Source organism: Singulisphaera sp. GP187, from assembly GCF_900129635.1.
In the GTDB taxonomy this organism is placed as follows: Bacteria; Planctomycetota; Planctomycetia; order Isosphaerales; family Isosphaeraceae; genus Singulisphaera.
The window spans coordinates 3,806,031-3,825,233 of record NZ_FSRB01000001.1; the positions used below are offsets into that span (position 1 = coordinate 3,806,031).

At 61.5% G+C, this 19,203-nt stretch carries 14 protein-coding genes and 2 tRNA genes; 9 read left to right on the plus strand and 7 right to left on the minus strand.

All coding sequences use genetic code 11. The annotated features are described in order from the left end of the window. Nucleotides 1-1,575 carry a spermine/spermidine synthase domain-containing protein gene (locus BUS42_RS14845; RefSeq protein WP_143206333.1) on the plus strand — a complete coding sequence of 525 codons (1,575 nt, stop codon included), beginning with the start codon at nucleotides 1-3 and terminating at the stop codon, nucleotides 1,573-1,575. A gap of 10 nt (nucleotides 1,576-1,585) precedes the next feature. Next, nucleotides 1,586-2,131 carry a hypothetical protein gene (locus tag BUS42_RS14850; RefSeq protein ID WP_074307578.1) on the plus strand — a complete coding sequence of 182 codons (546 nt, stop codon included), beginning with the start codon at nucleotides 1,586-1,588 and terminating at the stop codon, nucleotides 2,129-2,131. Between the two features lie 182 nt (nucleotides 2,132-2,313). Here BUS42_RS14850 and BUS42_RS14855 read toward each other — a convergent pair whose 3' ends face one another. After that, nucleotides 2,314-2,745, minus strand: a complete 432-nt coding sequence (locus BUS42_RS14855; RefSeq protein ID WP_074307579.1) for a hypothetical protein — start codon at nucleotides 2,743-2,745, stop codon at nucleotides 2,314-2,316. Between the two features lie 381 nt (nucleotides 2,746-3,126). Between BUS42_RS14855 and BUS42_RS14860 the strand changes: the two genes are divergently transcribed. Together BUS42_RS14860 and BUS42_RS14865 are read left to right on the plus strand one after the other, a co-directional pair. After that, complete coding sequence (locus BUS42_RS14860; protein ID WP_074307580.1) at nucleotides 3,127-3,366, plus strand: hypothetical protein; 240 nt, start codon at nucleotides 3,127-3,129, stop codon at nucleotides 3,364-3,366. Nucleotides 3,367-3,375: 9 nt separating this feature from the next. Next, nucleotides 3,376-4,101 (plus strand): SIR2 family NAD-dependent protein deacylase, encoded by a 726-nt coding sequence (locus BUS42_RS14865; protein ID WP_074307581.1) that lies wholly within the window; start codon nucleotides 3,376-3,378, stop codon nucleotides 4,099-4,101. Between the two features lie 176 nt (nucleotides 4,102-4,277). Here BUS42_RS14865 and pyrF read toward each other — a convergent pair whose 3' ends face one another. Further along, the gene (gene pyrF / locus BUS42_RS14870) at nucleotides 4,278-5,225 is read right to left on the minus strand and encodes an orotidine-5'-phosphate decarboxylase (protein ID WP_074307582.1); all 948 of its coding nucleotides are present in this window, start codon (nucleotides 5,223-5,225) and stop codon (nucleotides 4,278-4,280) included. 84 nt (nucleotides 5,226-5,309) lie between these two features. Between pyrF and BUS42_RS14875 the strand changes: the two genes are divergently transcribed. The 5 genes from BUS42_RS14875 (at nucleotide 5,310) to BUS42_RS14895 (ending at nucleotide 9,551) form a co-directional block, all read left to right on the plus strand. After that, nucleotides 5,310-5,384, plus strand: a tRNA-Pro gene (locus BUS42_RS14875). A gap of 93 nt (nucleotides 5,385-5,477) precedes the next feature. Continuing rightward, nucleotides 5,478-5,552 (plus strand) — tRNA-Pro (locus BUS42_RS14880). 750 nt (nucleotides 5,553-6,302) lie between these two features. Then, complete coding sequence (locus BUS42_RS14885) at nucleotides 6,303-7,724, plus strand: DUF1254 domain-containing protein (protein ID WP_083670204.1); 1,422 nt, start codon at nucleotides 6,303-6,305, stop codon at nucleotides 7,722-7,724. A 352-nt stretch (nucleotides 7,725-8,076) separates the two neighbouring features. Further along, the gene (locus tag BUS42_RS14890) at nucleotides 8,077-8,946 is read left to right on the plus strand and encodes a glycerophosphodiester phosphodiesterase (protein ID WP_083670205.1); all 870 of its coding nucleotides are present in this window, start codon (nucleotides 8,077-8,079) and stop codon (nucleotides 8,944-8,946) included. 284 nt (nucleotides 8,947-9,230) lie between these two features. Then, nucleotides 9,231-9,551 carry a hypothetical protein gene (locus BUS42_RS14895; RefSeq protein ID WP_074307583.1) on the plus strand — a complete coding sequence of 107 codons (321 nt, stop codon included), beginning with the start codon at nucleotides 9,231-9,233 and terminating at the stop codon, nucleotides 9,549-9,551. A gap of 28 nt (nucleotides 9,552-9,579) precedes the next feature. Here BUS42_RS14895 and BUS42_RS14900 read toward each other — a convergent pair whose 3' ends face one another. The 5 genes from BUS42_RS14900 to BUS42_RS14920 all read right to left on the minus strand — a co-directional run bounded on the left by BUS42_RS14900 (nucleotide 9,580) and on the right by BUS42_RS14920 (nucleotide 19,050). Continuing rightward, nucleotides 9,580-10,665: a hypothetical protein gene (locus BUS42_RS14900; RefSeq protein ID WP_254053519.1), complete on the minus strand. Its 1,086-nt coding sequence runs from the start codon at nucleotides 10,663-10,665 to the stop codon at nucleotides 9,580-9,582. A 565-nt stretch (nucleotides 10,666-11,230) separates the two neighbouring features. Next, nucleotides 11,231-12,541 carry an efflux RND transporter periplasmic adaptor subunit gene (locus BUS42_RS14905; RefSeq protein ID WP_074307585.1) on the minus strand — a complete coding sequence of 437 codons (1,311 nt, stop codon included), beginning with the start codon at nucleotides 12,539-12,541 and terminating at the stop codon, nucleotides 11,231-11,233. A 4-nt stretch (nucleotides 12,542-12,545) separates the two neighbouring features. Next, the gene (locus BUS42_RS14910; RefSeq protein ID WP_074307586.1) at nucleotides 12,546-15,815 is read right to left on the minus strand and encodes an efflux RND transporter permease subunit; all 3,270 of its coding nucleotides are present in this window, start codon (nucleotides 15,813-15,815) and stop codon (nucleotides 12,546-12,548) included. 131 nt (nucleotides 15,816-15,946) lie between these two features. After that, nucleotides 15,947-16,579, minus strand: coding sequence for a TetR/AcrR family transcriptional regulator (locus BUS42_RS14915; protein ID WP_074307587.1), 633 nt, complete (start codon nucleotides 16,577-16,579; stop codon nucleotides 15,947-15,949). Between the two features lie 446 nt (nucleotides 16,580-17,025). Continuing rightward, complete coding sequence (locus BUS42_RS14920) at nucleotides 17,026-19,050, minus strand: PQQ-dependent sugar dehydrogenase (RefSeq protein ID WP_074307588.1); 2,025 nt, start codon at nucleotides 19,048-19,050, stop codon at nucleotides 17,026-17,028. Between the last annotated feature and the right edge of the window lie 153 nt (nucleotides 19,051-19,203).

The following is a 19,203-nucleotide window of genomic DNA, read 5'->3' on the forward strand; positions in this document are numbered from 1 at the left end:
ATGTCTACCGAGGTGCCCCCCGCCAAGGATGACGCTGCAACCGCTCGGGCATGCGCCCGAAGACTGTTCGCGATGTCCTTCATCGCCCTCTTTCTCGAACTGTTGCTGATCCGATGGGCGCCTTCGGTCGTGCGACTGGTGGCCTACTATGCCAACTTGCTGCTCGTCAGTTCCTTCCTGGGGCTGGGTTGGGGGGCGCTGACATCGAGCCGGAGGTGGAACCTGTTTCGATGGTTCCCCCTCCTCGTTGCCGGCAACATCGGGGTCCTGCTCCTCTGCCGAACCGCCACCTTGCCGGACAGTGGGAGCGAGATCCGCTTCTTCGCCGCGGGGAGCACGGCGATGAACTATCTGACCCTGATTGGGGTCTTCCTCGCCAATGCCGTTCTCTTCATTCCCCTCGGTGAACAGATCGGCGAACTCTTCGGCAGGCTGCCCACGCTGCGGGCCTACACCTGGGACCTGCTCGGAAGTCTCACGGGCACGCTCAGCTTCGGCCTCTTCTCGTTCCTCTTTTTTTCCCCGGTGCTCGGGATGGCCGCCATCCTGATCGTCGTGCTGGCCCTCTCAGCGCGCAAGCACTGGATCTGGAACGTGCCCACCGTGCTCGTCTGCCTGGGCGCGTTGGCCTGGTCAAACCCTTCGGGAGCGATCTGGTCGCCCTACTACTACATCACCGTCCACGACCCGAATCAGCCTGCCGCAATCGTTCCTCCCCCGCCCGCGGACTTGCGGACGATGCGGAACCCGCCGATCTACTCGGTGAGCGTCAACCAAGACTTCTACCAGATGCACGGTACGATCGACCTCGAGCGCTACGCGCCCGACGCCCCGCAAGCGAGGCTCGTCCGTTATCTTCGCGATCAGTACCTGCTCCCCTACACACTGGCGACGGGTCGGACGCGGGTCGCCGTTCTCGGCGCCGGCGGGGGGATGGACATGGAAGCCGCGCTCCTGTCAGGGGCCCGAACCGTCGACGCGGTGGACATCGACCCGAAGCTCATCGAGCTCTCGCGCAGGGATAACGCCGCGGGTTGCTACGACGACCCACGCGTGAGCGTTCACGTCAACGACGCCAGGGCCTTCCTCCAGAACGCGCGCCCGGGCTACGACCTGGTCGTCTTCGGCTTCCTTGACTCCCAGGCCCTCTTCACGTCGATGAGCAACCTGAGACTCGACGGCTTCACCTACACCGTCGAGAGCCTTCGGACCGCCTATCGCCTCCTCAATGACGGCGGGATGCTCTCTCTCGTTCGCGGTGGCACGCCCCTGGCTGGCGGAAAAGATCATTCTCATGGTTGCGAATGCAACGGGGACGACCCCGATCGTCTACATGGACGGCGGCCAACTCATCGTCTGTGCGCTGAAGGCAAAGACGACGATCGAACCCGTCTCGCGGTTCGGTCGATTCAACCACCTTCGCTACGACCTCGCCCGGTTCTCGAAGATCGAACCGGCCACCGACGACTGGCCGTTCCTCTACTTACAGTCCAAGACGATTCCGGGGGACTATCTCCTGGTCATCGGGGCGAACCTCGCGATCTCCTTGGCGAGTATCGTCCGGCTCCGAAGTGAACGCTGGGGAGTGAACGATGCCCACTTCCTCTTCCTGGGACTCGGGTTCCTGCTTCTGGAGACGAAGAGCATCGGAGACTGCTCGCTCTACTTCGGATCCACCTGGCTGGTGACCACGATCGTCGTTGCGGGGGTGCTCGTGATGGTGCTCGCCGCAAACATGCTTGCCAGCAAGATCCGTTTCTCTCTTCTCTTGTACGTCCCCCTCTTTGCCGCCTTGCTCATCCTCTACTATGTCCCCCATGAATTCGTGCTTTCTCAGCCCCTCATGAATCGCGTTGCGTGGGCGCTCCTGGTCGTCCCCTTGCCGATCTTCTTCGCCGGCCTGATCTTCTCGACCACGTTTCGAGGCACACTCACTCCTGGAGCGCTCTTCGGCGCCAACCTGGTGGGGGCGATGATCGGTGGATTCTGCGAGTACATCGGCATGGCCACCGGCAACTCCGCCCTGATGCTCCTCGTGATCGGAGCCTACGCAGCCAGTGCCCTCTGCCAACTCAAGGGCGCCGTCCGCCCTCGCCGTAGCGAGGCCCCATCCCTGATCTCCGGCGACTGAGAGTCAGAAATGAAAAGCCCACGCCGTTTTTTTGGGACGGGCGGGGCCTGCTCAGCCCCGGAGGTTCCACCGTCTGAACCACCCCTCGGCGCATGACGGTCGCCCCCGCAGGGCTGCGAAATGCAGACATGACGTTTCTGATCGTGAGGAAAACCGCTTCCTCGCCCGTCACCGGCCCGGCGTCAACTCGCCGGGCGCTGAAAGACCAGGACGTTCGCCCAGACGCCTTCGCCGGCGTCGAAAGCGGTCGGGCGGTCATCGTTGAATCCACCGCTTCGGATATAGAGCCGCCCCTCTTCAAGGCGATAGATCGCGTGCATCTCGGGCACCTCTTCGCCGTCGATCGTGGTGAATTTCACCCAATCCAACGCCTTGGGCGTCGCCGTCTCATCGATCTTCAACTCTCCGTCCGCCTGAATCTTCCGCCCCTGTGGCGTCGCGATCGTGGCCAACACCGCATTCCCTTTGATCTCGATCGAGACGACCGTCGCCTTGCGAAGCCCGACCTTCGTCTCCCACCGTCCCTGGAGCTTGGGCAAGTCCCCGTTCGACTCCGGAGCCGCACCCAACGCCATGACCGCGAGCACGAAACCCGCAAACAGTTTGGCATTCATCGACGCGATCCCTCACTCTGGAAGATCAAGTGGACGACCCCCGGAAACGAAGGCCGACTTTGATAAGATCGACAAGACCCCAGGACGAACTTCGCACTAACTTCCTTTAACGCTACCATCCAGATCGAGTTAATCAACTATTAGGACCCTCGAGAGACTCCGTTCCCTCGAGGTTATTCTTATTACGATCCGCATCGGGAGTTGGCACGTGCAAAGCGTCATCGCCCGCCGGACTGCTCCATTTTTTCGGGTGCGGTCGATGCTCGGCCGGGTGGGCGATGGAATTGACCCGGGGGGCGGGCCGGCTTAGAATACGTAAGTGATTATCAGTTTGAGGTTTTCTGAATCGGCTAAGGGTCGTTGTTGCCAGGGAGCCGCCGGATGCGACATGTAGGCAGAGTTCTCCCGGTCCTCGTCTTGGTTTTGGGGCTTTCAGCCGACCTTTCGGCTTGTCCCAACTGCAAGGAAGCGGTCGCCGCGCAGCCGAGCGAAGTGGCCAACATGAAGAACGGCTATAACTGGAGTGTCCTGTTCATGATGGGAATGCCCTTCACCCTGCTCGGCACCGGGGCACTGATGATCGCTCGAGGCGTCAAGCGGGGCAGCCTGCCTGAGTTCTAAGATTCCGTCATGAATGAACTCAAGAACGCAGCGCGACTCATGGCCCAAGCGAGCCAAGTCGCGGTCCTGACCGGCGCGGGGATCTCGGCCGAGAGCGGGATCCCGACGTTTCGGGGGTTGGGAGGGCTCTGGAACGGGCGCGACCCGATGAGCCTCGCCACTCCTCAGGCGTTCGCCGCCAATCCCGAGCTCGTCTGGGAGTTCTACAACTGGCGCCGCGAACTGGTTACGCGGGCCGAGCCCAATCCCGGACATCGGGCACTCACGAAATTCGCCAGCAATCTGACCAGCCTCACGCTAGTGACCCAGAACGTGGACCGGCTCCATCAGCGCGCCGGGAGTCGCGACGTTCTCGAGTTGCACGGCAACCTTTTCGACGTCCGCTGCACCGGCTGTGCGCAAACTTTTGACAGCGTGGGAAAGACGCTCGCCCCCCTGCCCCATTGCGAGGCGTGCGGCCAGCTCCTCCGCCCGGGCGTCGTCTGGTTTGGCGAGACACTCCCGCCCGACGTGTGGGAGGCCGCCGAAACGGCCGTCCGCCACACTCGGCTTCTCCTGGTTGTCGGCACCAGCGCGGTCGTCTACCCCGCCGCCGGACTTGTCGCCACCGCCCAAGGCGCGGGAAGTACCGTGATCGAAATCAATCTCGAGCCCACTCCCATCAGCGACGAGGTCGACCTCGTCCTGCAGGGCAAGGCCGCGGAAATCTTGCCACTCCTCGCCGACCTTCTCTGATTGAACCGACCGTTGAACGGGCTCAGGCCGGCCGTTCGGATTTCATCCAGGCGAGTGGGGAGGGTGAGCTCCCTGTCCTCATCCGACCTCGAAAGACAGGGAGCTCACGCTCCCCGCTCGCCTGAGGATCGAAAAAAACAAGCAAGCCGACCTTCCCCTCGTAGACAACGCTCAGCTCACTCCGCGGCGGGCGGGCGGAGCTTGCCCGCGTTCGTATTGCCGGCGAGGTCGTCGATCATCTCGTGGACGGCCCCTTCGATCGCCGCTTGCCAATCGGTGCCGTACTTGGCACGAGCGGCGGGTCGGCTGTAGGCGTAGGTGAGTCCGCGTGAATTGTTGATAATCGCACCGAGACCGTCGGCATCGAATGCGGGAGCGACGTCTTTGGAGGAGCCTCCCTGGGTGCCGTAACCTGGCACCAAGAACGGGATGCCGGGCAGAGCCGCCCGCAGTTCGGCGAGCTGATCGGGATAGGTTGCCCCCACGACCGCGCCGAGCAGGCTATACCCGGACTCGCCTCGGTACGGCTCGGCCCATTGCGCCAAGCGTTCGGCGACATGCTGGTAGATCGCCTTCCCGCCGGCGACCAGGTCCTGGAACTCACCGGCCGAGGCGTTGCTCGTCCGGACGAGGACGTAGAGTCCCTTCCCCTCGCGTGCAGCCACTTTGACGAACGGGGAGATCCCATCGCTCCCGAGGTACGGATTGACCGTCAGCCCGTCGGCGTGCCAGGCAGGCTCGAACTTCTCGCCCACGGGAACCTTGCCGAGATAGGCCCGAGCATAGGCGTCGGCCGTGGAACCAATGTCGTTCCGCTTACCGTCGATCAGGACGAGAAGTCCTTTTTCCTGGGCGTACTGCGCGGTGGCGTGAAGCGCCCCCACCCCTTCGGGTCCATACGCCTCGTAGAACGCCGCCTGGAATTTGACGATCGGCACGAGCGGAGCGACCACATCGACAACGCCACTCCCGAACACACGGAGCGATTCCGCCACTCCCGGCCGATCGCCCGGGAACTTGTCGAGAAACTCCGGTGGCAGGTCCTCAGGCCGCGGATCGATCCCCACACAGATCGGGGTTCCCACTCGCTTTACGGCTGCATTCAAGCGATCCGCGAAGTGCACGACGTAATTCCTCTCGGTACTGCATTGACAGATCCGTTCCCCCCTCTATAATACCGACTCAACACGCAGTCGTCTGCAAGAATTCGGGGCGTAGCGCAGTTTGGCTAGCGCGCTAGACTGGGGGTCTAGAGGTCGTGGGTTCAAATCCCGCCGCCCCGACTTACTGAGTGAAGGATCGCAAGAATCAAGGTTTGCGGTAAACAACCGCACACCTTTTTTTCTTTTCACAACATGAGGTTGCCTGCAAATCATCGGGGCGTAGCGCAGTTTGGCTAGCGCGCTAGACTGGGGGTCTAGAGGTCGTGGGTTCAAATCCCGCCGCCCCGACTATGTTATCCAGAAAAGCCCTTCGGTCATCAGACCGAAGGGCTTTTCTGGTTTAAGTCCCGGGCTTTTTCGTGTATGAACACTAAGGAACGGGACGCAAATCACTTCCCGAGTCTAACCCCACGAAAGTAGGCTGGGGCGAGACCGACAGCGATTTACCGTCGAGTGGCGCACGCTCTCGCCGGTTTCAGCCCCAACGGGGCGGCCCAAGGTAGCCCGGGGCAACGCCCCGGGAAATCGACATGATCATACTTGAGAGCCATGTAAGGGCGGCCTAGTCCGAGCGGCAGCATTGCGATGTAGGTCGTTCTGGTACAACCTTTTAAGTCGCCCTTTCAGGGCTGCTCATTCTCGTGAACGAGTCCCCAGGGCGTTGCCCTGGGCTTTCTTGGGCCGCCCCGTTGGGGCTGAATTCAAACCAAATAGTCCATGGCGCATTCAAGACATAAGGCTGTTTGCGGCCATAGAGTCGCATAAAGGGTTAACGACATAGCGGGCACGTCCGTGAATCGTTCTGAAATCGGGAAGTGATTTGCGTCCCGTTCCTTAGTTCAAATTGAGTGTGGCTTGGATGGGGCGTTTTTCTTCCATTTGCTGTAATCCCTTGCCGTAGTTGCGCATTCGGCGGTACAAACAAGCATGGATCGTGGCGATTCCACGCCGCATGGGCAGAATCAACCCTGACGATTGTTCCCATTATCAGACCTCGACTTCGAGATTGCCAGAGAGCGAACTCCAGGAGATGACACCATGCGAACGCCTGTGCTTCTGACCGCCCCGACGATGCTATTTGCCGGCACGCTGTTCGCGTGGCTGGCGTCCGCCACAGCCGCTGATCTGCCGGGCAAACTCACCGAAGCAGAGGCCGCTCAGCTCGCGACCGAAGCCTACGTCTACGGTTACCCCCTGGTCCTCATGGACATCAGCCGGCAAGTCATGACTGCAGTTCCGAAGCCGACCACGACGGCAGCGCCAATCAACCAGTTCAACGACTCCAAGGAATTCCCAGACGCCACCTTCACCAGCGTGGTCAGCCCGAACGCAGACACCTTGTACTCTTTTTCTTGGCTCGACCTCTCGAAAGAGCCGCTCGTCTTGATCCTGCCGGATATGGGTGATCGGTACTACCTGATGCAGATGCTCGATGGGTGGACCAATGTATTCGCCTCTCCCGGCACGCGCACGACCGGCAACAAGAAGGGCGCCTATGCAATCGTCGGCCCGAACTTCACCGGCAAGGTCCCGGACGCAGTGACGGAGATCAAGTCACCGACGAGCTTGGTGTGGATCATCGGTCGCACACAGACCGACGGCAAATCGGACTTCGCGGCCGTCTGCGCACTCAAGGCTCAGTACAAGCTCATCCCGCTATCCGCCTGGGGGAAGAACGACAATCCGCCGGCCGACGAGCCGGTGAACCCGAAGGTCGATGCCAAGACGCCACCTGTCGAGCAGGTCGCAAAAATGGATGCCGCCGCATTTTTCGGCCGGCTGGCGGACCTATTAAGGGACAACCCGCCAGCGGCGGCCGACAAGGAGATGGTCGAAAATCTCGCCAAAATCGGGGTCGTGCCCGGCAAGCCGTTCGTCCCAGCAAAACTCGACGAAGGGGTGGCGAAGGGACTCGAACGGGGGGTATCAGCGGGACGAGACTCGATCATCGCCGAGGCGAAGAAGCCGCAAGGGAAGCTGGTCAACGGTTGGGACATGATGATGGACATCGGTCGGTACGGAACGAATTACCAGTTCCGAGCGGTCGTCGCGCTGGTGGGCCTGGGTGCCAATCTCCCCGACGACGCGATCTACCCGCATGCAAAGGTTGACTCGGACGGGAAACCACTCAGCGGCGCGAACCGATACACGATTCACTTCCCAAGGGGCCAACTCCCTCCGGTTGAAGCATTCTGGTCCATTACCATGTACAACTCAAAGCAATTCTTTGTCGATAACCCGATCGATCGGTACGCCATTGGGAATCGGGACAAACTCCAGTTCAACGAGGACGGGTCACTCACCCTCTCCTTCCAGAACGAGTCCCCTGGGAAGGACAGAGAGCCGAATTGGCTGCCTGCCCCGAAGGATTCGTTCAACCTGTTCATGCGGCTGTACTGGCCGAAGCAGGCGATCCTCGACGGCAGTTGGAAACCACCCGCGATCGAGCGGGTCAAATAAGAGAGACCGATCGCAGAATCAATCCCGCCAACAGTCGTAAACACGACTGTTGGCGGGATTTGCTGGTTCTCCGGGCCAACGCAATTGATCGATCGGCCAGGATGTGCTCTCGCAACCCCACCTTTTCCAAACATTTGTTCCCATCACTCCGAACCGCCCCACCCGCATTCCAGTCAATACAACCCCATTAATTCATATCACAACTACTAAACCGACGCCCCGTCGGGAACGCCAACCCCGTGGCATTCAGCGGGCCATTTCGAACGGTCAACGCTTCTGCTATCCTTCGAAAGGGTAGGCCTTCCGTCAAGGCAAGCGGACGGCACACGAACCAAAAGGAAAAGCAAGTACGATGAGAACTCGGCTCTGGTTTGCGTTCATCCTGGTGGCTGGCGGGTTGTTCGGAGCGGTTGGTCAGGCCACCGCGCAGGAAAAGGGACTTCTCTACGCTCACCGAGGTGGTGCGTTCGAGTTCGAAGAAAACACGATGGAGGGTTTTCGGGGCAGCTATGAAAAAGGGTTACGCGGGTTCGAGACCGACGTCCGCATGACCAAGGATGGTGAACTGGTCATTCTGCACGATGACAAGCTCGACCGCACCCACAACGCGACCGGGTCGGTGGAACACAAAACGGCCGCCGAGTTACGCACGATCACGACGAAGAAAAAAGGCCAAGGCTTCCTGTTTCTGGATGAACTCCTCTCCTTTCTCGCCGACAAACCCGGAATTTACCTCGAGCTGGAAATGAAGACCGGCAACAAGGAGCTGTACCCGGACGCACGACTGGAGGAGTATTGCCGGAAACTGCACGAGACCGTCGTGGCCCGCCAGCCGAAAGGATCATTTTACATTTTCACTTCGTTTGATGAACGGCCTCTGAAGATTGTCAAGGGCCTGGATGCCAATGCCGATCTGCTGTTGATCACCGGTGGCCCCTGTTCTCCGGAATTCATCAAGCAGGCGCAGAAGCTTGGGGTGAAACGGATCGGCTGCCGAATGGAAGGAACAAGCCGAGCCGCGGTCCGCGAAGCCCAGAACGCGGGACTCCTCGTCAATGGCTGGCCGGGGCACACTCTGCAAGATTACCAGCTCGCCGTCGGACTCGGGGTGGATGCCATTTGCTGTGACATTCCCGTCGCCATTCAAACTTGGAAAGCCAAAAACGAGCAAATTCAACTCGTTTGTTTGAATGACGATATCCCCATAAATGTTTTTTCATAGCGGTTTACCGTCGGATTGCGCGGGTTTAATGACATCATCTTGCTGGCAAGCGTTCCCGCGAGCCGGCGGGTTGGCAACGCCAGGTTGAGCCGAACCGCGTGCTCAACCCGTTGCGACTCCGCGGTAAGTCTATGGCGGACCGGATCGTCTGACAGATGAAGCCTCAAACCGGGCAGCAGCGAACCGCGTCAACTTGTCCCCCGCTCCGTGCAAAAACGGTAAGCTTATGAGAGACTGTTGGCTTCCCTCTCGTCGAGAGGACAAACGACCACAGAGCGGGAGGCATGATGATGACGGATTTCGGAGACCTCGACGGCAGTTTCGAGTTCTACGCGGTCGTCACCCCGGACGGGAAGATCCCCACTCTCTTGGATGACACCACGCTCAACGACCCGGCGGAATGGTACACCAGCCCCATCGGCACCCTCGCCCACCTGTCCGACTTCGCGCTCGTGTTCACCGATTGGGACGACGCGAACGCCGACTTCCAGCAGTATCGAGCAAGCCTTCCCGAGGGAACGACGATCCGGGCCTTCACGGTCGCCGTCGTCGAGGTTGTCAACGCCTACGAAGGAATGGAAATCAAGGCAAGGCAAGCTGACTGAGAGCCAATTGTCCGACCACTTGTCAGGATCACCCGCGTTTGCTCAACGGCGGAGTGGATGCGGGACAGGTCCTCCACTGGAGAGGAAGCTCAGCCTCTCCACAGGCCTCGCAGCCTCGGTTCCCATCAACGTGTGAGGGCTCCCATTCTCGTGGGGCGAAACCGAGAAACGTACAAGGACGCCCCGTAATCGACGGCTTGCGCAGCGCATCGCCGACGGAATATCGCTTGACCCGCACGGGTGTTTCGGCCTGAACCTCCTCTAAGCCGCGTTTGACCGTGGCGTAGACCCATCGACCGTCTTCGGAGAAAACCGGGGGGCTGCAAGCGAGCCCCTCAGCCAACGCGACCACCTCCGACCCATCAACCTGGAGCGTTCCTGTTTCCTCGTCGTGGGCCACCGTCGCCAGTCGCAACTGGAGGTCGGTGCGCCCGACATGACGGACCAGAAAGGCCAGGACCAAGCCACCGTCGGGAGTCGTGGAAATGCGGGCCATGCGTTCTTCTTGAATCGGCAAGGCGGAATGCTCGAGCGATGGTTGAACGAGCCGTCCCGCCGACTCGATCGCCAGGCCATCGGCGCAAAGCCGGAGCCACCACAACTGCGGCAATTCCGGGTTCGCCCTGCCGACCGCATCTTCATCTTCCCGGACTGCCATCGAGACAAGGAGCGTCCTCCCCAGCCTCGGATCAGTCGGCCAGGTCGGATCCAGAATCCGAACCACGGTGGCGCCGCGAAGCGGGTTTTTCCAGGCCAGTGGATGAGGGGCCGGAACGTGCCCTCCAGGCCGCCTGAAGTCGCCCTGGTGGCTGAAGCCAAGGCAGTAAAGCCGCCCGTCGGTCCCCGCGAACAGGATCGTCGCCAACAGGTCCGGCGACCAGCAGGGCGGGCCGGTCGACGGCACATCGAGCGTGACGCGATCGAGCACCTCGCCGCCGGGGAGCGCGTACCGCGCCAGACCCGCGGCCCAGCCGCCGTTTTCATCATAGCCGCGCCATTGGGCGACGAGATGCATCCGCCCCAGCCCGTCCCGCCAGGGAGAACAGACGGAGTACGCGAACGTATCCGGCCGGCCGACCGAGATGCGTTCGATCCCACCCGTCTCAAGGTTCAACAGGTTGATCGATGAGTGCGTGTTGGGGTCAATCAAGACCTGGTGACTGACCGCCCGACATCGAGGCGCCGCGCCCAACCTGGCGAACCGCGGCCCGCCGTCAATTCTGCCAAGCCTTACGGCAAATACGATGAGGCCAAGAGCCGCAACGGCAACCAGGCGATTCAGGCAGGTAGCCGGCAACCGCATGGAGCAACTCCAAAGCGAACCACCACCAGAACCGAACGACCGACCGACCGTTATCGGAGGACAAGACCTCGAGAACCAAGGTCCGGCGGATGTTCAGGCATCGCCGCTCTGATCCAGAAACAGCATTCGCTCAAAACGGCAATCTGATTTCAAGCCGCATGGCCAACGGCCTGCGACAGCGACTTTACCCATTCCCACTCCTAAGTCAAGCTTCGCCGAACCCGTTTCCCCCTGCTTCGGCGCAATCGGCCCTGGCGTCATCGTGGGTCCAACGATTCCCGTCAGGTGGGCCGTACCCACCCGACGGAATGAATCCGATCCGGACCGCCGATCGATCGCAAAGCATTGATGAATTCATCACGGCTTCGGCGAAGCTTTACTGCCGGGCCGTGGTCTTCGCGGCGATCGCGCCGGCCCCAATCAACGCGGCGGTCTTCAGAGCGGGTTCGGTCGGCTCGACTTTCACGCCTTCGACAAGATTCTCGGTGGGATTCTGAATCAGCCGTTCGGTGCCCGAAAGGCCCTGGAGGATCTCGACGTCTTGGCCGTAGTCGCGTCCGAGCTGAACCTCCTGGTAGTGCAACGCGTCGTCCGGGCCCACAATCGCGACGCGGGTGCCGAGGGTATTGATCACCAGGGTGGTGGCCGGGATCAGCAGCGGGCGGCCCCCTGCCTCGTCGAAGCGGACCCTCACGTACATGCCCGCGTAGAGCTCGCCCTTCTCGTTGGGGAGGACAACCTCGGTGAGCAAGGTTCTCGACCGGGTCTCGATCGCCCCGGAGGTTCGCGTCACGTTGCCGACGAATTTCCGGTTGGCCTGTTCACGTACCAAGACCTCGGCATGCTGGCCTGCTTTGATGCCGATTGCGTTCGCTTGCGGCACGTTGACATAGACCTTGAGCTTATCGGTCTGCGCGATCCGGTAGAGCGGCTGGCTGGAGCCCGAGCTGATGAGCGCGCCGGTGTCGATGTTTCGCTCGGTGATGACGCCGCGGAAGGGGGCGAAGACCTTCTGGAATTTTTGAAGCTCGGCCAGCCGGTTGGCGCTGGCGGCCTTGGCTTCGATATCGGCCGCGGCGGTCAGGAGCGTCGCCTCGGCCACCTTGAATTCCGCGGTGAACTCGTCAAGAACTTGCCGGGTCTCGGCCCCTCGACTATTGAGTTGCTGGGAGCGTCTGAGGGTGAGCCCGGCCAGCTCGAGCCGCGACTCGGCGAGTTGGCGGTTAGCCTTCGACTGGGCCAGAAGCGCCTGGGCCTGCTTAAGCTCCTGGTCAAGCTCAGGAGTATCGATCTCGGCCAACAGCGCCCCCGCCTCGACCTTGTCGCCGATGTCCACAAGGTAGCGTTTGACGTACCCATCGGTCCGAGCAAAAATGTTGGTGTCTTGAAATGCGCGGATTTCGCCTGGAAGCGTCAGATCCGCCGGCTTGTCACGCCGAAACGGGACCGAAATCTGGACCCGAGGCCGGCTCGCGATCGCCTCGGCCGTCTCGGCATAAAGGGTGGTCCGTTGCTCTTGCCGGGGCCGTCGGCCAACGGTAAAGAGGCCACCTAACACCGCTCCGCACAGGACGAGCAGGCCGAAGACGGCGAAGAGGGGCTTCCAGGAACGGGCGGGCCTGGGATGCTCGGAAGGGACGCTAACGCCCGGCAGCGTCTGGTCCGGCGTGAGGTTCACCGTGGTCATGGGCTCAATCCTCGTCTGTCTGAACGATGGGCGGCTTGCGCCGCAGCAGGCTGTAAATAACCGGAACAAAGAACAAGGTGGCGAGAGTTGCCACGCTCAGGCCACCGATGACCGCTCGGCCGAGTGGGGCGTTCTGCTCGCCCCCTTCGCCCATGCCCAGGGACATCGGCAGCATGCCGATAATCATCGCCAGGGCGGTCATCAAGACGGGGCGGAACCGGGTCCGACCCGCGGCCAGCGCGGCGGTGCGGGCGTCGTCGCCTTGGAGACGCCGGCCGTTGGCGAAGGTCACCATCAAGATGCTGTTGGCCGTCGCGACACCAATACACATGATCGCTCCCATGAGCGAAGGGACGTTGATCGTCGTCTGAGTCGCGTAGAGCATCCAGATGATCCCGGCGACGGCCCCCGGCAACGCCCAGAGGATGATGAACGGGTCGAGCCAGGACTGGAAGTTCACGACCATCAGCAGGTAAACGAGCAGGACCGCGAAGACGAGCCCGAACGCCAACCCCTTGAATGACGACTTCATGCTCTCCACCTGCCCGCGGAGGATCAGGTTCGATCCCTTGGGCAGTTTCGTCCGGATCCCGGTCAGCGGATCGACCGGGCCGGCGATCTTCTCGATCACCCGATCGAGGTCGGCCGCGACGCCCCCCAGGTCGCGGCCTTGCACGCTGGCGTACACGTCGAAGACAGGCTGGACGTTGTAATGGTTCACCACCGCCGCCGTCACGCCACGATCGACGTCCGCCACGTTGGTGAGCAGTTGGGCCGAGTTCGCCGAGGCGCCCGGCGCGACAATCGGAGTGTTGTTCAAGGCCTCAATCGAGTCGATCAGACGCTGGGGGGTCTGAACGGCGACCGGGTAGTTGACTCCGTTCTTGGGGTCGATCCAGTAGTTCGGCGCAACCTGGCCGCTCGAGGCGAGCGTGACGAGCAAACTGTTCGCGACGTCGCGCTGGCTCAGTCCCACCTGATCGGCCCGCGTCCGGTCGACGTTCACCTGGAGCATCGGGGCGTCGACAATCTGGTGCAGGTGGACGTCCACCGCCCCTGGGATCTTGGCGACCTCCTTCTCGATCTCGCGAGCGACCTTGTAATTTTCATCACGTCGGTTCCCACTGATCTGAATATCGATCGGCGCGGCCAGCCCGAAGTTGAGAATCTGGCCCACGATATCGGCCGGCTGGTAGAAGAAGGTGGCCTCGGGGAAGTCGTGACTCAGAAGCTTTCTGAGCTTGGCAACGTATTCGGGAGTTGAGCCGTGATGTTCATGAAGCGCGATCAACATCTCGCCGTCCGCCGAGCCCACCGTGGCCGAGTCGCCGAACGCGAGATTGATGCCGTTGGCGGGGAGGCCGATGTTACTCAGGATCGTGGCCACCTCGTGGGGCGGGATCGTCTTGCGAACCACCTCCTCGACCCGAGTGAACAGCTTCTCGGTCTCTTCCAGTCGGGTCCCGGACGGCGCCCGGATGTGCATCCGGATCTGGCCGGCGTCCACCGTCGGAAAGAAGTCCTGCCCCAACTCGCCGAACAGAAGCGAGGTGCCCCCCACGAATGAGGCAAAGCCCAAGCAGACCAAGGCGCGATGCTCGAGCGCCCAGTCGAGCATCGCGGTGTAGAGACCCCGGACCTTCTCGAACTGATGGTTGAACGCGCGATGGATCCGCCAGAAGATGTCGCCCTTGGCCGGAGGCTTCGGCTGACCGAACGCATCGAGCTCGGGCGTGTACTCGACGTGGATCCCTTCTTCCTCGAGCTCGTGCGCGTTCTGGCGGTAGAGCTCCACTTCCTTACCGAGCATGCCGTTGATCATCGTCGGCACCAGGGTACGAGACAGGAAGTAAGACGCCATCATGGCGAAGGCGACCGCCATTCCCAAGGGCGTGAACAACGACTGGGCCGCCCCCGAGAGGAACGTCACGGGGATGAACACGATGCAGATCGCCAGCGTCGAGACGAAGGCAGGCACGGCGATCTGCTCGGCCCCGTCGAGGATCGCGCGTTTCAACGGTTTCCCCATCGCCAGGTTGCGGTGTATGTTCTCGATCTCGACCGTCGCGTCGTCCACGAGGATCCCGACCGCCAGCGACAGACCGCCCAAGGTCATCGTGTTGATCGTGTGCCCGAGGGCCGACAGGATCAAGATCGAGATCATGATCGACAACGGAATCGAGATCGTGACGATCAAGGTGCTCCGCCAACTTCCCAGGAAAAGCAGGATCATCAGACCCGTGAGCACGGCCGCGATCGCCGCCTCGTGCAACACCCCCTCGATCGAGTGGCGGACAAAGACCGACTGGTCGAACAGAAAGTCGATCTTGAGCGCATCGGGCAAGCTCGCCTTGATCAAGGGCATCGCGGCCTTGACTCGAGCCACGATGTCAAGCGTGGAAGCGCCTCCCGCCTTGAGGATGGTCAGCAAGCTGCCGCGCTGGCCGTCCTTGACGACGATGTTCGACTGCACGGCCGCCCCGTCGCGGACCTGGGCGACGTCGCGGATATGGATCGTCGCGCCTCCGACGTGGCGGATCGGCAGGTCGTTAAGTGCCTCGAGCACGTCGGGACTGCTGTTGAGCTGGACCTGGTAATCCCGAGGCCCGATCTTGGCGTTTCCGGCGGGCAAGATCAAATTCTGGGCATTGATCGCGAGCGAGATGTCGGAGGGTGAAAGGTTGTTCGCATAGAGCGCATCGGGGTCGAGGTCGACCATGACCTGGCGGGGCTTGCCCCCCAACGGCAGCGGGATTTGCGCCCCTTGGACCGTCGCTAGCCTGGTCCGGATAAAGTTCTGGCCCATGTCGTAGAGCTGCTGCTCCGAGAGCCCGTCCCCACCGACGCCCACCTGAAGGATCGGGACGTTCGACGCACTGAAGCGGATGATGAACGGGGGCGTGATCCCCGGCGGCAGGACGCGGAGGACCGCGTTACTGATCGCGTTGACCTGGGCCACCGCGGCTTCGATCTTGGCGCCGGGCTGGAAGAAGACCTTGATCACGCTCACGCCGGACAGGCTCTGCGACTCGATATGCTCGATGTCGTTGACCGTGGTCGTCATCGCCCGCTCGTGAATCGTGACGATTCGCTTCTCCATCTCATCGGGCGACATGCCGGGATAGGTCCACACCACGGCAACCACCGGGATGTTGATCTCCGGAAAAATGTCGATTGGCATGCGCAAGAGCGTCACGCCACTGAGCACGGCGATCAAAAGCGACATCACGACGAACGTATACGGCCGTCGCAGTGCGAGACGTACGATCCACATGGGGGAGCGAAACCTTCCTGAGGAGCGGCGGACGCGATCGATGATCGATCGTGCCGTGGCGCCGCACAGGCCAAGGGTAGGCGTTGAAAATCAATCAAAAAAAGGCCGGGGCCGAAGCCCGACGACCCGTGTCAAACGGGACGTGTGTCCGAGGGAGAGCTGCTCTTGAGAACAGTCTCGAACATCACGAAGAGGAAGTCGTCGAGAGGCTCATAGCTCTTGGCGACCTTCATGCGGAGGATGGCCCCTTCCCAACTGTTCAGGCAGAACCCGGCCAGTCGGTCCGCGTCGAAGTCAGCGCGCAGGTCGCCAACCTGCTGGGCCTCGCGGAAACAGCGAGCGATCTTCGCCCGGTACTCGGTCAGCACCTCTTCAAGTCGTGTCCGGAAGACCTCGCTGTGGTCAGCCATCTCCTGGCCCAGGTTGCCGAAGAGACAACCTTTTCGATACCCCAGCGACTGATGCCGAAGCGCCGCCAACTCGAAAAACCGACGGAGCCGAGCCAGCGGCCTTACCTCGGTATTATTAAGTTGCTCGTCAAGACTCGCCATCCGCATTGCGGCGTATTCGGCGACGACGTGCAGCCCGAAGTCTTCCTTGCTCTTGAAGAAATGATAGAACGAACCTTTGTGAACCTTCGCTTCCTTGAGGATCTCCTCCAGGCCACAATTGTTGTACCCCTTCTCCAAGATCAGGTGCGTTCCCGCCGTGATCAAGGCTGTCCGGGTCGCGACAGGCGGTCGCTTTGTTCGCGTTTCACTCATGTTGCCAATACTAGACTGATCGGTCAACTAGTCAAGAGGGGCCCCTTTTCTCAAGTCCGAAACGGGTCGTTTTTCCCGCGTGCCCACCCAAAACACGTCGGCGCAATCGCAGGGCGGAAAGTTCATGCGAAAGCGTGAGACGATCAAGAAGAGCCGATGAACCATTCGAGATCGACGCCCCTCATCGATTCCGGAACCAGACTCGGCCTCGCCCTCCCCTCCAAAAAAAATCCACGCAACCACCCACGGATTCGATAGCTCACCAATAACGCCCCATCGTCTCGACAACGGAGGATCAGAGGCCCTCAAAAGGTGGTCGCGGTTTTCGCTTTCATGCCACACAAGCCAACGAAAAAGGGTGGCCCGGAAACGGATTGTCCGGGCCACCCAAGAAGTCCTCAGGCTCCGTAAGTACGGAGCGATAAGGCATTGATATCGTCACTCGATCACTTCGTGAGCCAATAGATTCCCTGACCGGTGTTGGTGGTGGTCAGGAAGTAAACCTCCCCTTGTTCGTCCTGCCCGAACGACAGGACGGGCAAGCCGGGCGACGGGATCGAGCGGTTCTCGACGACGCGGCGCTGGGACTCATCATAACGCAGGGCCCAAAGGCGTCCGGTCACGTAATCGGCGTAGAGGTAGGCCCCATCCAACTCCGGCAGGCGAGAACCGCGATAGACGGTGCCCCCGGTGATCGACTTGCCCGTGTCATGATGGGAGTACTCCCAGATCGGGTCGATCAAGTCGGGCCGAGGGCCGACGCCCTTGGCGCCGAACGGATGCAGCGACTCACGGAGGTTCCACCCATAGTTCCCCCCCTTGGTGATGATGTCGATTTCTTCCCAGAGGTTCTGACCGACCTCACCCGCCCAGAGCCAGCCGGTCTTGCGGTCGAATGCCATCCGCCAGATGTTGCGAATTCCATAGGCCCAGATCTCGGGACGGACGTCGGCCTGGGAGACGAACGGATTGTCCTTGGGGATCGCGTAGTTCTTGCCGCCTTCCTTGTGGTCAACATCAATCCGGAGGACCTTACCGAGCAGGGTCTTCAGATTCTGGCCGTTCTCGTGGGGGTCGTTCCCTGCGCCTCCGTCGCCATGCGTGAGGTAGAGGAAGCCGTCCGGCCCGAAGACGATCGTGCCACCGTCATGGTTCCAGTAAGGCTTGGTGAACCGAATGATTTCCAGTTCGGAGGTCGGGTCAGCCTGGGTGGGGTCGTCCTTGCGGACCTGGAACCGCGAGACGATATTCGTCAGCTTCTCCGACTTCGGCGTGTAGAAAACGTAAAAATATCCATTTTCCTTGAATTTCGGATGAAACGCGAGCCCCAGGAAGCCTTCCTCGTTGGTCTCGTCCTTGTAGGAAACGCGATCCTGGATATCGAGGAAACGGGTAGTCTGGGTCGCCTTCTGATCGTTGGCGAACGCGTGGATCACGCCGTGCTGGGTGGCGACGAAGACGCGGTTCGAGCCATCGCCGGCATGCGTCAGAACGACCGGCCGCAAAGTATGGACCAGGCCGTCCTCGGTCTCGCCCTTCCAACCAGCCCACTGCAGGTCGGGGAACGCAACCGCCGTTTTCAAGGGAAGCGGTTCTTCGTTAACCTCAGCGCCCGGGACGGTGATTGGCACCTCGACCACCGTGCCCCCACCCATGTCGGGAACCAAAAGCCGCTTGGTGGCGGATACGACCGTGAGGTCGGCCGCGTTCTTGAGGCCCTGGGCGAGAAGTACGGGCTTGGCCCCGGGTCGCGCAATGACGAACACCCGGCCGCCCTTCCAGTCGGTCACGAAGAGACGCCCGAACTGGTCCCAGGCGAGCCCGTCGGGAGCCCCAAGGCCGTCGGCGATCGGCTCGACCGAATGATCGGCCAGCTTGATCCGATAGACCACGCCCGTGCCGAAATCGGTCAGGAGCAGATGCGACGCCCCATCGAGCAGCAAGCCGTTCGGTGTGTGGAGCTTCGGAAACTGGGTCTTGTCGAGAACCCGGCTCACGACCCCCTTCGGCGAGATCCGAAAGACCGCCCCGCCTTCCCCCTTGCGGTTTCCCGAGTCACTGACATAGAGCGTCCCGCTCTCCACATCCACGGCCAAGTCGTTGAAGTACAACGGGGGCGTTGGGAACGCCGAGGCGGGGGCGAAGACTTCCGCCTTGCCCTTCCCATCGATCCGCCAGACCCGCGTCTTGTCGGCCACGTACAGCCATTGTTCGTGAGCCACCAGCCCCTTCGGGTCGTCGAGACCCGAGGCGAACGGCACGGCCCTGCCCTGTTCAATCTTCAGCACGGCGCCGTCGCCATCGCGTTCGCGCTCGCCGATGACCGTGACGAAAACCTGCCCTTGCGAGTTCACCACCACCGACTCCGGGTTCGTCAGGCCCGTCACCACGACCTTGGGCGGCGTCTGAGCCCCCGCCTGAGAAACCGCACCACCCACCACCCATGCCAGACCTAACAGCAATTGCCTCATTGCGAACACTCCTGTGACTCGGGGGCACCCCACCTTGGTGCCACACCGCACTGCGAACAAAACGAGCCGGACTCGGGAGCGACGACGGTTCGCATCGTTTGCAACCCGATCGCCGCGGAATGGTCACCACGCCCGCCGCTACGATCGTGTCAG